The 16,221-nt window shown below is 38.6% G+C and carries 15 protein-coding genes; 11 read left to right on the top strand and 4 right to left on the bottom strand.

Annotated features, from left to right (window positions below; all coding sequences use genetic code 11):
- Nucleotides 1-2: 2 nt before the first annotated feature.
- Nucleotides 3-305 carry an isoamylase early set domain-containing protein gene (locus I6F66_RS06915; protein ID WP_007580752.1) on the bottom strand — a complete coding sequence of 101 codons (303 nt, stop codon included), beginning with the start codon at nucleotides 303-305 and terminating at the stop codon, nucleotides 3-5.
- 383 nt (nucleotides 306-688) lie between these two features.
- On the opposite strand from I6F66_RS06915, the gene I6F66_RS06910 reads away from it, so the two are divergent.
- Nucleotides 689-1,621: a hypothetical protein gene (locus I6F66_RS06910; RefSeq protein WP_197208973.1), complete on the top strand. Its 933-nt coding sequence runs from the start codon at nucleotides 689-691 to the stop codon at nucleotides 1,619-1,621.
- Nucleotides 1,622-1,680: 59 nt separating this feature from the next.
- On the opposite strand, the gene I6F66_RS06905 is transcribed toward I6F66_RS06910, so the two are convergent.
- Nucleotides 1,681-2,850, bottom strand: a complete 1,170-nt coding sequence (locus I6F66_RS06905; protein ID WP_197208972.1) for a cache domain-containing protein — start codon at nucleotides 2,848-2,850, stop codon at nucleotides 1,681-1,683.
- Nucleotides 2,851-3,407: 557 nt separating this feature from the next.
- Entirely contained in the window at nucleotides 3,408-3,836 is a 429-nt protein-coding gene (locus I6F66_RS06900) for an Lrp/AsnC family transcriptional regulator (RefSeq protein ID WP_002958609.1), read from the bottom strand.
- Between the two features lie 194 nt (nucleotides 3,837-4,030).
- Between I6F66_RS06900 and I6F66_RS06895 the strand changes: the two genes are divergently transcribed.
- From I6F66_RS06895 to I6F66_RS06880, 4 genes are read left to right on the top strand one after another with little or no spacing between them, the layout of a single operon-like run.
- A complete protein-coding gene (locus tag I6F66_RS06895) occupies nucleotides 4,031-5,236 on the top strand; it encodes an aspartate aminotransferase family protein (protein ID WP_007580760.1) in 1,206 nt (401 codons plus the stop codon).
- Nucleotides 5,237-5,286: 50 nt separating this feature from the next.
- Nucleotides 5,287-6,321, top strand: a complete 1,035-nt coding sequence (gene astA / locus I6F66_RS06890; protein WP_007580762.1) for an arginine N-succinyltransferase — start codon at nucleotides 5,287-5,289, stop codon at nucleotides 6,319-6,321.
- A 7-nt stretch (nucleotides 6,322-6,328) separates the two neighbouring features.
- The gene (astD, locus tag I6F66_RS06885; protein WP_165728038.1) at nucleotides 6,329-7,795 is read left to right on the top strand and encodes a succinylglutamate-semialdehyde dehydrogenase; all 1,467 of its coding nucleotides are present in this window, start codon (nucleotides 6,329-6,331) and stop codon (nucleotides 7,793-7,795) included.
- 36 nt (nucleotides 7,796-7,831) lie between these two features.
- Nucleotides 7,832-8,635 carry a DUF1338 domain-containing protein gene (locus tag I6F66_RS06880; RefSeq protein WP_007580767.1) on the top strand — a complete coding sequence of 268 codons (804 nt, stop codon included), beginning with the start codon at nucleotides 7,832-7,834 and terminating at the stop codon, nucleotides 8,633-8,635.
- A 71-nt stretch (nucleotides 8,636-8,706) separates the two neighbouring features.
- On the opposite strand, the gene I6F66_RS06875 is transcribed toward I6F66_RS06880, so the two are convergent.
- A complete protein-coding gene (locus tag I6F66_RS06875) occupies nucleotides 8,707-9,987 on the bottom strand; it encodes a flavohemoglobin expression-modulating QEGLA motif protein (RefSeq protein ID WP_008169642.1) in 1,281 nt (426 codons plus the stop codon).
- 146 nt (nucleotides 9,988-10,133) lie between these two features.
- Here I6F66_RS06875 and I6F66_RS06870 point away from each other — a divergent pair, with 146 nt between their 5' ends.
- The 6 genes from I6F66_RS06870 (at nucleotide 10,134) to I6F66_RS06845 (ending at nucleotide 16,215) form a co-directional block, all read left to right on the top strand.
- Nucleotides 10,134-10,391, top strand: a complete 258-nt coding sequence (locus I6F66_RS06870) for a DUF3081 domain-containing protein (protein WP_024592187.1) — start codon at nucleotides 10,134-10,136, stop codon at nucleotides 10,389-10,391.
- Nucleotides 10,391-10,696 (top strand): hypothetical protein, encoded by a 306-nt coding sequence (locus I6F66_RS06865; RefSeq protein WP_197118928.1) that lies wholly within the window; start codon nucleotides 10,391-10,393, stop codon nucleotides 10,694-10,696. Before I6F66_RS06870 ends, I6F66_RS06865 begins: the two co-directional genes overlap by 1 nt.
- A gap of 423 nt (nucleotides 10,697-11,119) precedes the next feature.
- Entirely contained in the window at nucleotides 11,120-11,695 is a 576-nt protein-coding gene (betI, locus tag I6F66_RS06860) for a transcriptional regulator BetI (RefSeq protein WP_197119055.1), read from the top strand.
- A 1-nt stretch (nucleotide 11,696) separates the two neighbouring features.
- Nucleotides 11,697-13,160: a betaine-aldehyde dehydrogenase gene (betB, locus tag I6F66_RS06855; RefSeq protein ID WP_165741161.1), complete on the top strand. Its 1,464-nt coding sequence runs from the start codon at nucleotides 11,697-11,699 to the stop codon at nucleotides 13,158-13,160.
- An 11-nt stretch (nucleotides 13,161-13,171) separates the two neighbouring features.
- Nucleotides 13,172-14,839 (top strand): choline dehydrogenase, encoded by a 1,668-nt coding sequence (betA, locus tag I6F66_RS06850; protein ID WP_197208971.1) that lies wholly within the window; start codon nucleotides 13,172-13,174, stop codon nucleotides 14,837-14,839.
- 158 nt (nucleotides 14,840-14,997) lie between these two features.
- On the top strand, nucleotides 14,998-16,215 hold the full coding sequence (locus I6F66_RS06845) for a BCCT family transporter (protein ID WP_197208970.1): 1,218 nt from the start codon (nucleotides 14,998-15,000) through the stop codon (nucleotides 16,213-16,215).
- Nucleotides 16,216-16,221 lie beyond the last annotated feature (6 nt).

Raw genomic sequence — 16,221 nt, 5'->3', positions numbered from 1 at the left:
CCTTAATTAATGCGTTGAGTATTTACTATGCTGTTTTCTGTACCAAATGTATTGCCAATGTAACCATCAGCTTGGTGGTCGTTGTCCCAAATATCGCCATTAATTAAATAACGAAAGTGAAATTGTTGATCGATAGGTAAGCGTTGCTTAAATTTAAACACACCTTGTTTTTTATTAAGCTTCATTGGCACGGGTTGCCAATCATTAAATTCACCTAATAAGCAAACTTCTTCTGCCTCAGGATGAGAAAACTCAAAGGTTACTTCAGCTTCATCTTTTGTTTTAAAAAAACGTTTATTCAACATAGCAGGCTCCAACTAAACCAAAAAGGGTACTTAATCTTTGCCACAGGCCATACAACTAAACAAAAAGGCGATGTGGATTCCATTCAAAATCATTAAACACGTTACAAGTTAACCAAAACTTTATTTACGCATTATTACAGTGCAACAATTCATTTTTTCTGCACTTAAAAAGTGCGGTTAGTATACAAACAATCTATTTTAAAAAGCTCACTAGTACAGAGCAATTTTTGAACCAACTAGGTAGGCATCACATTTTATTTATTTAACCGAATTTAACGTTAAACAATCCAAAAGTATTGCCTAAATTTATAAAATTCTTTTGTTATGTACTTTCATCAGCGATAATACACAGCATCTTAATACTCTGAAATATCATAATTTTCATGTTGAAAAAAAGCATTTTTATAACTATAGCCATCATATTTTTAATAATAGCCACACTTGTTGGTTCTTCAATCTATACCCTTTATAGTAAAAAAGAAATCTCAGTTGATCCTAAATTAAAAGAAATATCAGGTATTGAATTTGATAAGCACAAACGTTTATGGGCTATTAACGACGGAGGCAATGAACCTAAGCTTTACCGCCTCAATCAAGACGGTTCTATCGCCAAAGAAATCTTAGTCGAAAATGCTAAAAATATAGACTGGGAAGACATGACTCAAAACAAATTTGGGCACTTTTTTTTAGGCGATTTTGGTAATAACAAAAACGATCGTCGATGGCTCACTATTTATAAAATAGAAAACCCTATTGATATTAAAGGCGACACTACTCAAGCCGAAATAATCAAATTTACTTATCCTGAACTCGATGATTCACCTGTAGAGCCCGATAAGCGCAACTATGATTTAGAAGCTTTTGTTGCACTGGGGCGTCACTTATACCTATTTACTAAAAACCGGACTGAGCCATTTGATGGGATCACAAATGTATATAAGGTAGGCGATCATGCTGCTAATTTTGATGCTGAGCTAGTTGACTCTTTTAAAACGTGTACCACACTTGAAAAACTTTGCTGGATAACCTCTGCAGCGCTCAGCCCCGATCGTAAAAAACTAGTATTACTTGATTCAACCAGCCTTTGGTTATTTGAAAACTTTAAAGGTGATAAATTTTTCTCTGGTGATGTATCAAAAATAGACTTAGGGATTGTTACTCAAAAAGAAGCAGTCACCTTTTTTGATGACAACACGATTGTATTTACAGATGAAGAGTTTAAAGGCATAGGCGGTAATGCTTATTTTATAAAGCTTGATAAAGCCAAAAAAGAAGTTATAAGAAAAAAACCTATTTCAGAAAAAACACTTCCATAGCATATAGTTAGCTAAGCTGAAGCATTAAAGCTTAGCTAACTTATGTGAAAGGTAATGAGTTAATTACTCTTTGCGTTTGACGAATGAAGTGCTTTTTCTACATCAACACCTAAAATTAACACTCCAATATGACTATTATTATCATCTAAAACAGGAAAACTTAGCTGAACTTGAAAATGATGTGTTGATGCATCATATGTGACGCTATCAAAGTTAAAATCTTTTGACTGTTTAAATATTTTAGTAAACTTATTTTCATCTCCTTGCCAGTAGTCACTGGTTAGCTTACTAATAGCGATGTTTTTTCCTTGGTTATCAGTCAATATCAGCTCAGTAACAACACCTTTAAATTGTAATTGCCATTTTTTAAATACTTTAGATAACGGTAAATTAAGCATAGTTAACCCATCAGGGTGCTCAACTTGTTTACTTTCTTTTATCCATAGCCGGTCTAGTTTTTTAATTTCAGATTCACTTAAGGGAGACTCATTACTTATTTGAACTTGTTCTACTAAACTAGGTAAGTTTAGTAAGGTTTTAGCACTACTGGACAACCTATCAAGTATTTGCTTTTCTTCACTTTTTGATAGTGAAAATGGAGCCTGCGCGCAAGTATTTATATTTTCATCAAACTGCTGCATAAATTTAGGGAAGCGTTTAATAAGTGAATGCGAAGCAAATAATCCCAAAGGCACATACCTAAAAAATTCTCTTTGATACCCATCTTCATTAATGCCTAGCTTAGAGGCTGCTAATTCAAAATCGTCTAAATCAAGTAGAATTCTATCAATCCGCTTATGGTGCATAACATTTACTATTTCTTCTAATGAATTTACTTCTACCTCAGCAATAATATTCTGAGTTTTAAACCAATTAGCCTGATAACTCCCTCTTACTGCACCATAACGCATTTTATTTTTTGGTTTATTAATGCTCTCTGGATGAGTAAACCAGTACCAGCTTTCTAAAAAGATGGGGGATGATATGCGCCCATAGGCCTTCATTTCAGGCATTAAATGAGTTGTGAAATAACCATCTAAGCGGTCTAACTTTACTTCTCGACGTGCACGTAACCATGGCAAGGTTTGTAGCTGAAAAGGGGCTCCCATTTCAAATAAAATACACTCAACTTGGTTGACTGCATTATCAGGTGCAGTGGTGGGTAAGTTTGTTCCAAACTGAAGAGGCTCAGTTAAACCCAATAAGAGGGTAAAAAAATATGCAGGCATAATCCATTACTAAATATTGTACAAATTAAAATGAGTATAGTCATCCATATTAAAAAAGCATAAATTCTCCTTACAAAATTTTGTATCTTATCAATGGCTTCAATATTTAAATCTATGTTCTACTGCTATTAGCTTATAAAAAGTACACTTAAATATTTAAATTAATGCATTTATATCTAGGGTCTGTTGATCTTTGAGGATTAAAATTCGTTCAAACTAGGCGCTATTTAATCGCGGCGCGAGATTTGTAACCTAGTGGGCTCAATAACTGCTCCTGCGTTGTTCTAATGGCTTACATCCATGTAAGAATAAGTAAAAACCGAGCAAAGAGTAAATAGCGCCTAGGAAGGACCCTTTGAGCAGCGCCTGTTTGGCATTAATGCTACGTTATCGCCCATTTATGGGGAGTAACCACACTGCATAGGCTCTGCCTTGCCTGAATACTAAACAGGCTACTGAAATTCAACCTTGAAAGATCAACAAACCCTAGCCTTTCTATTACTTACCTAAAGTATACCGAGTGTTCACTTAACGACTAAAACAAAAACTCACTGACTCTAGCGCTTAAATTTAGTTTCTAAAATAACAGAAGATGTTGTGCGCTCTACTCCATCCAGATTTCCTATATCGTCTAGTAAATGGCTAAGCTGCTCTAAATTTTGAGCCTGTACTACAGCAATTAAATCAAACTCACCACTTATGGCATAGAGCTGCGAAATTGCATCAATTTGCTTAAGCTCGATATTTGTTTTAGTTGTTAATTTTTGTCTTACTTTTATAGACACATGAGCTGATACCATTTTACTGAGGTAGTCGTCACCATAATCAACGCTATAGCCTTTAATTACACCCGTTTCTTCTAGTTTGAGCATACGGCTTTGTACCGTTGAACGAGATAAGTCAAGCATACGAGCAAGGTCAGAAATACTCGCTCTAGCATTTGTTTTTAGTACAGAAAGTAGCTTTTCATCTTGTGGAGTTATCATAATGGTTATTTTCTTCGTTATTTTGTCTTTTATTTTAATCATTTTTCACAAAATAGCACTGCAATTTTAATAGCTAACCTTCGATAATGACCTCTACAAGAAATAATAACGTGTTTGCTGAAGAATAAAGGCTATATTCTTCTTTGAGTTAGCAACTAATCTTTTATCTAAGCCCATTAAATTTAGGTGTAAAAATGCAAGTAACAAGAGACTTATTTAACGACGTAATGGTACCAAACTATAATCCATCAGCAATCATTCCAGTTCGTGGTGAAGGTTCACGCGTTTGGGATCAAAATGATAACGAGTTTATCGATTTTGCTGGTGGTATTGCCGTTAACTGTTTGGGTCACTGTCATCCTGCATTAGTTAAAGCATTAAAAGAGCAAGGCGAAAAAATTTGGCATTTATCGAATGTTATGACTAATGAGCCAGCACTTCGTTTAGCTCAAAAAATGGTTGAAGCAACATTCGCTGATAAAGTTTACTTTGCAAACTCAGGCGCAGAAGCAAACGAAGCAGCCCTTAAGCTAGCGCGTCGTTATGCACTGGATGTATATGGCGCTGAAAAAACGCAAATTATTGCATTTAATAAAGGTTTTCATGGTCGCACATTCTTTACAGTAACTGTGGGCGGGCAAGCTGCATATTCTGACGGCTTTGGTCCAAAACCTGCTGACATAGTACATTGTGATTTTAACGATATAGCGGCATTTGAAGCGCTGATCAGCGATAAAACATGTGCTGTTATGATGGAACCATTACAAGGTGAAGGCGGTATTATTTCACCAACAGATGAATTTGCTAAAAAAGTACGTGAACTTTGTACTAAACATAACGCGTTACTTATTTTTGATGAAGTACAAACAGGTGTTGGTCGCACAGGCGATTTATACGCTTATGAAGGTTTAGGGGTTGTTCCTGACATTTTAACAACGGCAAAAGCATTGGGTGGTGGTTTTCCAATTGGCGCTATGATCACTCGTACACCAATTGCTGAGCATTTAAAAATTGGTACTCACGGTTCTACTTATGGCGGAAACGCACTTGCTTGTGCGGTAGCCGAAGCGGCATTTGATACAGTAAATACACCTGACGTACTAAACGGTGTTAAAGAGCGGGAGCAATTATTCCGTGACGGATTAAACGCAATCAACGAAAAATACAACGTATTTAGCGAAGTACGTGGTAAAGGCTTATTAATTGGCGCAGTACTAAATGACAAATTTGAAGGACGTGCACGCGACTTTTTAGTAGCCAGTGCTAATAATGGTTTAATGAACCTTGTAGCGGGCATGAATGTAATTCGCTTTACACCGTCTTTAGTTATCCCGTTTGAAGATATTAAAGAAGGCTTAGCGCGCTTTGAAAAAGCCGTTAGCGATGTAGTAAACGGTTAATATAGTTTAAATTAGCACGCCTACTGGCGTGCTATTGGAGCAAGCAATAAATGCAAGTATTACGTCCTATTACTGCCAATGATTTTGACGCGCTTAAACAAATAGCGATTGAGTCCGGTCATGGGTTCACCTCTTTACCTGTGGACGATGCACAGCTTAAAGAAAAAATTGAACGTGCTGAAAAAAGCTTTGCCAAAAACATTAACCAGCCACTTGATGAAAGCTATTTATTTGTTTTAGAGGACAGTGAAACAGGTGACGTTATTGGCACAACCGCTATAGAAGCCGCAGTAGGTTTATCGGTGCCTTTATATCATTATCATTTAGGTAAAACAGTACACCACTCGCCTACTTTAAATGTATATAACACCGTTGATATTTTAAGCATGTGTAACGACTACACAGGTTGCTCTGAAATATGCACATTATTTTTGCGCGAAAATAGCCGTAAAGGTTTAACGGGTCGATTTTTATCGCGTTCACGCTTTTTGTTTATGGCTCAGCATAGCGAGCGTTTTGCCGATACTGTTATCGCAGAAATGCGCGGTGTTAGCGACGAAGACGGCCATTCTCCTTTTTGGCAATGGCTGCAAGAGCACTTTTTTAGTATTGAATTTCCAGAAGCTGATCACTTAGTTGGCTTAGGCGATAAGGTATTTATTAGCGAGTTAATGCCTAAATACCCTATTTATGTGAACTTGCTTAGCAAGAAAGCCCAAGCAGTTATTGGGCATGTGCATGAAAAAACAAAACCTGCGCTAAAATTATTAGAAAAAGAAGGTTTTGAGCACAGAGGCTACGTTGACTTATTTGACGCAGGCCCAACGGTTGAAGCAAAGCTTGGTAATATTCGCAGCATTCGCGACTCTCAAGTTTGCCCTATTACTATTGGTGAGCTTGATCACATATCACAAAATAGCTCTGATACGCTGGCTGTATGTAATCAAGGCGTAAGTGGCTTTAGAGCAACATTTACCAAAGACGCACATTACAATCATGCAAAACATACTCTCGTCATTAGCCAAGATGTGGCTAAAGCACTTAATTTAAGTCAAGGAGATGCAGCGCGATTTTTCCGCCTGTAAATTATTTATGAATACACACCTAATTAATAACCAGTGGCATGTGGGCCTTGGTCCAGCATTTGAGTCAATCAATCCAAGTAATGGCGATGTGGTATGGCAAGGTAATGGCGCAAACGCCCAGCAAGTAAACTCAGCTATAAAAGCAGCCAGAGCAGCACAGGTACAATGGGCAGATAAGCCGCTTGAAGAGCGTATAGCCATTCTTGAAAACTTCGCAGCTCAATTAAAAGAACACAGTGAAGAATTTGCGACCATAATTGCACGCGAAACAGGTAAGCCATTATGGGAAACCCGTACCGAAGTGGGCGCAATGACAGGCAAAGTAGCTATATCTGTAAAAGCGTACCATGAGCGTACCGGTACAACCGAAAACCCAATGCCCGGTGCTAAAGCGTTTATTAGACACAAACCGCATGGCGTTGTGGCTATTTTTGGCCCGTATAACTTTCCGGGGCATTTACCAAACGGGCATATTGTTCCTGCAATTTTAGCAGGCAACACCGTAGTATTTAAGCCATCAGAACTAACACCGCACGTTGCAGAATTCACCCTCTCACTTTGGTTAAAAGCGGGCTTACCAGCGGGTGTTATTAACCTTGTCCAAGGTGAAATTGAAACAGGCAAAGCGCTTGCTTCTCATAAAGATATAGATGGATTGTTTTTTACCGGTAGCTCAAACACAGGTCACTTACTACATAAGCAATTTGCAGGGCACCCTGGCAAAATTTTAGCACTTGAAATGGGCGGTAATAATCCTCTTATTGTAAAAGACGTGAGTGATGTAAGCGCTGCTGTGCACGATATTATTCAATCAGGCTTTATTACCTCAGGTCAGCGCTGTACGTGTGCACGCCGCTTATTTATTGAAAAATCGCTCAATGGCGATGCTATTTTAGAAAAGCTAATAAGCGCGACTAAAAACATAGTTGTAGACGACAGTTTTGCTACAGAGCAGCCTTTTATGGGTGCAATGATAAGCGAAAAAGCAGCACTGGGTATGGTCGCTGCGCAAAGTGAATTAGTGTCAAAAGGCGCGCAAATCCTTGTTGAACTTAAGCAATTAAAATCAGGCACCGGTTTTGTAAGCCCAGGTATTATTGATGTAACAAACATTACCGACATGCCAGATGAAGAGCATTTTGGACCGCTTATTAAAGTGTATCGTTACAACGACTTTGACAGCGCAATTATTGAAGCTAACAACACAAGCTTTGGCTTATCTGCAGGTTTACTTAGCGACAGTGAAGATGATTACACTCACTTCTTAAAGCGCATTCGTGCAGGTATTGTTAACTGGAACCGCCCTATTACGGGTGCCTCTAGCGCGGCTCCATTTGGCGGCATAGGCGCCAGTGGTAATCACAGAGCAAGTGCCTATTATGCCGCCGATTATTGTGCATACCCTGTGGCATCTGTTGAGTCAGACAAAGTGAGCTTACCGCAAACCCTAGCGCCAGGCTTGGTAATTGAATAAGCAATAAAACCAAAATTTTAGATTTAAGGATTTAACATGCATACTGATGTAAACACATTATTTGAGAGCCTTTGGAAAAACTACTTAAACGTAACACCATCGGCAGACAAAATTCATGACCTTTTAGGGTCAACGCAAAAAGATGACATTATTAACGATCATATTGCGCTGCGTACGTTTAATATTGAAAAAGTGGGTCTTGAAAAGCTCGCTGCTCACTTTTTAGCTATTGGTTACAAAGAATGTGGTGAGTACCATTTTGAAGCTAAAAAACTCTATGCAAAGCACTACGAGCATAGCGATCCTAATCAGCCAAAAGTGTTTATTTCTGAGCTATTAGTTGAAAAATGCTCGCCTGAGTTACAAGCCATCGTAACCGACATGGTTGACAAAATTGATGAAAGCGCAGTAACAGCTGATAACTTTTTGTATTCAGGCACGCATTGGCAAGTAAGCACCGATACTTATAAGCAGCTGCTAGCTGAAAGCGAGTATGCAGCGTGGATGTCGGCGTGGGGTTACCGCGCCAATCACTTTACAGTAAATATTAATACGCTTGCTAAGTTTGATAACATTCATGATGTTAACCAAGCCCTAAAAGACGCCGGCTTTTCGCTTAATACGTCAGGCGGTGAAGTTAAAGGCTCACCAGAGGTGTTACTAGAGCAATCGTCAACACTTGCTGATGAATACTCTGTTACCTTTAGTGACGGTGATATGAGCATCCCTAGCTGTTTTTATGAGTTTGCTATTCGTTACCCTAAAGCCGACGGTGAGCTTTATACTGGTTTTGTTGCAGCCTCAGCTGACAAAATATTTGAAAGCACCAATGCTCGATAGCAAAACCTAAAGTACTTTATTTAAAAAGCCCGTTATGGGCTTTTTTTATGTCGGTAGGTTATGTTGATTAATTATAAAAATAACGGTTTATAATCGTTTTCTAACTTTTCAAACGATAAATCGCCAATAAAGCGGCCAAAGCTCAACCAAGTTGCCAAACCGCGTAAGTCTTTAAAGTGTGGAGGCACAAATTGTGGGCTCTCTATTACACCTAAATCATGAAGCTGCGAAATTAATCTAAAGTCATCTATTGATATTTTACCTACCAGTAATAAAGGTAGTCTATCTATTCGACCAAGCTGTATTGCAACGCGTATTAAGTTATAAACCAATACAAAGCCTTTAATGTAAGCGATATCTTTTGTAAAAGGCAAACCTGTTGGCGTACTGCCTCTAAATACACGCTGCGCGAGTGTGTAACTGTCATCTTTTGATAAACCTTGCGCTACATAGTCACGGTAAATATCTACAAATTCAGCACCGTCAATTACCTTTGTAACCGCTTGAATACGGTTAACTAATTTAGATAAGCGCCTTGGGGTCGATTTTAAAGTAATAATTTCGGTTAATACCGCTAGGCCTTCTTGGGTAATAGTAGAGCTAGGCGTGCCTTTACTCAAACATGTTAAATACGGCTGTGCTAAACCATTTTGAGTGGTACCTACGTGTATCCACCCTTCGTGAACTTCTAAAATATCAAGTTCACGCTGAGAAAACTTAACATCTTGATTAAGCTTTATATTATTAGCACCTGCGGCTGCATCACTGACAATACCATCGCTAAGCATTACCTCTACGTTTATGCCTGCCATACTGGCATTTACTTGCTCAGACAAAATACGCACAGCATCAACAGCATCAATATTTTTAGGGTCGTCAGGCAGTATGTCGGCTATAAGTAAATTTTGCAGCGGTTTATCTAGCATATTAGCTAGCTCAGAAAGTGAGGGCTCACCAGCATGGAATAAATCTTTAGGGTGTCCAAATAACTCCACTGATAAGTCATGAAACTCTGGCGTTCCACGATACTCAAGCATACTTAATACCGTTTTATACTCGGTGCACATTTTTCCCATATATTGAGCAATCGGATTTAACTGTCCCAATTGGTTAATAATGTTACGGTGCAAAGTAGAAAATGCTTGGCGCAGCTCGCTAGGTACAAAACCAAGGTCGCGCTGTTGATAATATGCACGATCGATGAGTGGGTTTTTTTGACATTTCTGTCTAAAAAACTCCTCTTTAGTTTGTTTATCCCAATTAATAGCATCGAGTATCCTAATTGGCGTTTGCAATGCAATTAATTGATCCGATAACTCACGAGTTTTTAGTAGTAACGCCTTGTCTATCATGCTCTAAGCTCAACAATAAATGAGTTTTGAGCATAATTTAAAAAAGCGAAATTACAAAGCAATATCACACTTTTTTAGCTATTGTTTTTAAGATGATCGACCCTCATATCTGTATCGTATGAGTTACTAAACGAAGGGCATAAAACATGAAAAACGAAATCGACAATAAACAGATTTTAGCCGTATATGAACGTATAATTCAAAAAGGTGAAATGACTGATGAAGGCAAGCATTATCAAGGCATTACTGCTTATTCAGACGTAGATGGCTATACAGTATACCTACAAGGTAGCGGCGTTGAACTGCGCTTTGGTTTTCATAATACTTATCATCTAGATTATGAGCATGAAAAACATAAAGATGATTTTTTGAAAAAATTATATAACATTGCTAACGAGAGCTAATGCACCCACGAAAATGCAGACACCGCCCTACCAGTAAGCTCAATACTACTTTTATAAACCAAGTAGTAGAAGAGCTTAGAGCTGATCCAAGCAAAGTCTCAATTATTCAAGAAAATTTAGAACAGTACCGTGCTCAAACTCATTTAAAGCGTGGTTTTTTACTGGCTATAGAGCGCTTTGATTGGGTTTTTGAAGCAAGCAAAGATATAGACTTTATTTGCCAGCAAATTTTAGCTGATGACTATATTGGCAATAGACTAAGACGTTACCCCCTCCTTTTTAAAGGCGTTATCAATAATGCCTGACCTTTCAAAACTTAACCTTTCAAACCAAGCGCTTTAAAACGATAAAACCGCAAAGCTTACTCTTGATATAAATTTATTAGAGCACTAAGCAATTGCAGGTTTAGTGTACTTTTGTATTAAAATAATACTATTAGTACTCTAACTATTACTGCACTAACGATTTTTACACATTTTATTCATTTATTGCTGTAAACAAATCATTACTATAATTTAATTTCAAAACAAACCTCACAAGCCAATGTTTTATATACAGTTAAATAAAGTAAAACCTTATCTTCTTTATCGCATTAGTTACACTTTTATTAATGATTAATCTACATTTTGGCATCTAGATGTTTACCTCAGCCTTGAATTGTTAGAGCTATTACCTTAAGCTTATCTTTATTGAACGTTCAATTAATAAAAATTATGCCTAAAGTTGGAATGGAACCTGTCAGGCGTCAGCAGTTAATTGACGCAACTATAGAATCTGTTGCAAGCAAAGGTCTGCAAGGAACGACTATAAACAGCATTAGTAAAAATGCAGGTTTATCGTCGGGTATTATTAGTCATTATTTTGGTGGTAAGCAGGGGCTGATTGAAGCCACTGTTCGATACTTACTAACAAGCTTAAAGCAAGACTTGATAGGTAAAGTAAACCATCAAACAAATGCGACTGAACGTTTAATGTATATTGTCGAAGCCAACTTTGCGCTTGTACAACAACGCAATGATACAACCCGAACGTGGTTGAGTTTTTGGGCACAATCGATGCACGATAAAGAATTACACAGACTACAAAATGTAAACAGTAGACGCTTGCACAGTAATTTAGCATTTTCTTTTAAGCAATTAATGCCTATTGAGCAAGCAAAGCAAGCTGCAGAACTTAGCGCCGCAATGATCGATGGCCTATGGTTAAGAGCAGTACTGAGTAAATCAGACAATAATCAGTTTAAACACAGTGAAAAGTTAGCAAAAAGCTACGTACTTTCACTTATCAAGCAATATGGAGCCTAGCGTGACTACACCTGTCTATCAAAATTTTATTAACGGCCATTTTCTTGCAAACCAGAGCGGCAAAACATTTGATGTAACAAACCCAGCTACGGGCGAGGTTATTTACGCAGTAGAGATTGCCGACGAATTTATTCAAAACGCAGCCATTGCCAGTGCAAAGCAAGGCTTTGCTCAGTGGTCAGCGATGACACCCATTGAACGCAGCCGCATTTTATTAAAAGCAGTGGCTATTTTACGCGAGCGCAATGATGAGCTAGCACTTGTAGAAGTACTCGACACCGGTAAACCAATGCAAGAAGCAAATTGTGTTGATATTGAAACCGGCGCTGATGTAATTGAATACTTTGCAGGCCTTGCGCCTGCACAAGTAGGCCAACAGCAAATGGTGGGTGATGACTTTTATTACACACGTAAAGAGCCACTAGGTATCTGTGCGGGTATTGGTGCATGGAACTACCCACTACAAATTGCATGTTGGAAGTCGGGCCCTGCCCTTGCTGCTGGTAATGCATTTATATTTAAACCATCTGAGGAAACACCACTTGGCGCTATTAAGCTTGCTGAAGTGTTTTTTGAAGCTGGCGTACCTGCAGGTGTGTTTAATGTTGTTCAAGGTGCTGGCGATGTAGGTCAGTGGCTAACACAGCATAGCGACATTGATAAAGTATCGTTTACGGGTGAAGTAGGCACAGGTAAAAAAGTAGTAGCAAGCGCTGCGGGCACTTTAAAAGATGTAACAATGGAACTCGGTGGTAAATCTCCATTATTAGTATTTGATGATGCCAATATTGAGCAAGCGGTTAGCGCGGCTATGTTAGGTAACTTTTATACGCAAGGCGAAATTTGTACTAACTGTACACGTATTTACGTTCATAAAAATGTATATCAGCAGTTTATTGATGAGCTTAAAGCGCGCACTGAGAAAAACATTATTGCTGGCGACCCACAAAATTTAAATACTAACTTTGGCGCACTTATTTCTAAAAAGCACCAAGAACTAGTAATGAGCTACGTTAATAAAGGCATCGAAGAAGGTGCAACGCTATTAACCGGTGGTACAACGCTTTCACCTAAATCTGCACCTAATGGCTATTTTGTAGCACCGACTGTGTTTATTGATTGTAATGACGATATGACTATCGTTAAAGAAGAAATATTTGGCCCTGTAATGAGCGTGCTTGTTTTTGACGACGAAGACGATGTTATTGCACGCGCTAACGGGACTCACCTAGGCTTAGCTGCAGGCGTATTTACTAGCGATATTAAACGTGCGCACCGCGTGATTCATAAGTTACAAGCCGGTATTTGTTGGATTAATGCATACGGTAACTCACCTGCTGAAATGCCAGTTGGCGGTTATAAGCAATCGGGTATTGGCCGTGAAAATGGTATACAAACTCTTGATCAATACACGCAAACTAAGTCTATTTATGTTGGTATGGCCGACATAGAAAGCCCATTTTAAGGCGCCCTACTATGAGTAATCATTACGACTATATTATTGTTGGCGCGGGTTCGGCGGGTTGTGTTTTAGCAAACCGTTTATCTGAAGATTCAAGTAACCGCGTGTTACTACTTGAAACTGGCGGTAGCGATAAAAGTATTTTTATAAAAATGCCAACTGCGTTATCTATTCCTATGAATAGTGACAAATACGCATGGCAGTTTCATACGCAGCCAGAGCCTCATTTAGATAACCGTGAAATGCATTGCCCTCGTGGCAAAGTATTAGGCGGCTCGTCATCTATTAATGGCATGGTGTATGTACGTGGCCACGCAAAAGATTTTGACGAATGGCAGCAACACGGTGCAAACGGTTGGGATTACCAATCATGTTTACCGTATTTTCAAAAAGCAGAAAGCTTTTACCTTGGTGAAAATACTTACCGTGGTGGCAAAGGCCCGCTTGGCGTTAATAACGGCAACGAAATGCAAAACCCACTTTACCGCACCTTTATCAAAGCAGGTGTACAAGCCGGTTACGCCTCAACAGATGATTACAACGCGTCGCAGCAAGAGGGTTTTGGCCCAATGCACATGACAGTAAAAGACGGCGTGCGCAGCTCTGCGTCTCGTGAGTATTTAGACCCTGTTAAATCGCGTAGTAATTTAACAATTATTACAGGTGCACTAGCACAACGCGTGATTTTAGACGGCAAAAAAGCCACTGGCATTGAATACAAAGTAAATGGCGACGTTAAAACTGCCCATGCAACAAAAGACGTTGTATTAAGTGCAGGGCCAATTGGTTCTCCACATATTTTACAACTCTCTGGTATTGGTGATACTCAAGCGCTTGAAAAAGCAGGCGTTGAAGTACAGCATCATTTACCTGGTGTTGGTCAAAACTTACAAGATCATCTTGAGTTTTACTTTCAATACAAGTGTAAGCAACCTATCACACTTAACGGCAAGCTAGGCATTGTTTCAAAAGGGTTGATTGGCGCGCGCTGGTTATTAACGCGTTCGGGTTTAGGTGCAACGAATCATTTTGAATCGTGTGCGTTTATTCGCTCAAAACCAGGTGTTGAATGGCCAGATATTCAGTATCACTTTTTACCAGCGGCTATGCGTTACGATGGTAGAAGTGCATTTGCAGGTCATGGTTTTCAGGTACATGTTGGTCATAACAAACCAAAAAGTCGCGGTAGTGTCACTATTGCTTCTGCGAATCCTGAGCAACCACCAACCATTTTATTTAATTACCTTGAGCATCAAGACGATATTGAAGGCTTTAGAGCGTGCGTTCGCTTAACACGCGACATAATCGAACAAAGTGTCTTTGATGAATACCGCGATGAAGAAATTCAACCCGGTAAACATATTCAAACAGATGAAGAAATAGATGCCTTTGTACGCCAAGCCGTAGAAAGTGCCTACCACCCTTCTTGCTCATGCAAAATGGGTGAAGATGATATGGCCGTTGTTAACTCAAATACGCAAGTACATGGTATTGAAGGACTACGTGTTGTTGACTCATCTATATTCCCAACTGTTCCTAACGGAAACTTGAATGCGCCTACTATTATGGTTGCCGAAAAAGCAGCTGACATAATTTTAGGTAAAGACCCATTACAGAAATCGGATGTGAATGTTGCCATAACAACAAACTGGCAAGACACACAACGTAGTTCGGAGATCTAACTTTAGCCACATGCTTAGGTTTAGTCTCGTCGGGCTAAACCAATGCGTGCCTTGCAGTGGCACACGATGTAAATAGGTTACGTTGTGTTAATGCGAGAATAAAACAATAAAATACGGAGTGCTTATGAATTATTTTTATTCATTACTGGAGGGTAACAATGACTATTTGGCTTAATGCAGGGATCATTTTTACCTTACTTGCCATTATCACTATTTTAATTAAATGGGGTAATGTTCGCGTAGTAGGTGTAACACCAGTTCGAACCTTTACGTTTATAGCAATACTATTTACTTCTGGCCTAGATGTTGGCCTTATCATGTTTCCTTTAACTGAGTTTGCAGGTTATGCAGACATAAAAGCAAGCCCAGAATACGCGTTTGCAAATCCACTAGCTATTGAGTTTGGCTATTGGGGATTTTTGATCTGGGGATTTTACTTTCTTACGTGCTTTTATTTCTGTGTAATAGAACCTAAAGTGAAATTTTTCGAAATTCCTTGGGTTAAATTTATCAATAATGTTGTAATTATTGGTACATGTGCATTTACCGCTTATTTACTGCTTACAAACCTACCGTGGTATTTACCCGAATTAGGTGATGGAACAAGCATAGTTTCTGAGTTTTATTTAATTGTGTTTGCGGCTATCTGTTTTGCGGTTTACTCAAGTACTGATATTAAATATGTGCGTATTTTAAGTATTTCTACTACGTGGTTATTTTTAGCTTTAATCGCCTTTATGTGGGCTGGCGCATTTGTAATTGGTGATAGTCAAATGTCAGCATTTACGAATAACTTAGGCTCTATTGGTACTTACTTTGCCAACATTAATGAATTTGTTTTACCGCTTAATGATTACCATGAGTTTTACTTATTCTGGTGGTTTGCGTGGAGCATAATGATTGGTCAATTTACATCACGCTTTGTTGGTGGACTTAAAACATACCAAGTATTGGGTGCGATGTTGATTTTCCCTTCTATTCCGATTGCGATTTGGTTTAGCGTACTTTATCACTACCATGAGGCGGGCATCCCTACTCAAGGTATTAAAAACTTTGCCATGGTATTTGTAGGTATCATATTTGTAATTAACTCTCTCGATTCGTTAGTGCGTTTATATACAGATAACCTAAACTTTACCGTAAAGCGTTTTGGCAAAATGAAATACATAATCGGAAATATTGTTGCCCTATCACTACTTACACTATTGTTTAAATTAGAATTTTTACAAATTCAATGGGTAGGCGCATTAGTTATTGGCTTGTTCTTTATCTGTGCTGGCTTCATTGGTTACAGTAAATTTAAAACAGTAACGAATATAGATAGCTCACCAAAAGCAAACGCAATTGATTACACAAAAATAGACACAGTACACTAGGGATTA

The sequence above is a fragment of the Pseudoalteromonas sp. NZS100_1 genome (assembly GCF_015864285.1).
Classification (GTDB): Bacteria; Pseudomonadota; Gammaproteobacteria; order Enterobacterales; family Alteromonadaceae; genus Pseudoalteromonas; species Pseudoalteromonas arctica.
This window is presented reverse-complemented; position numbering and strand designations above follow the sequence as displayed.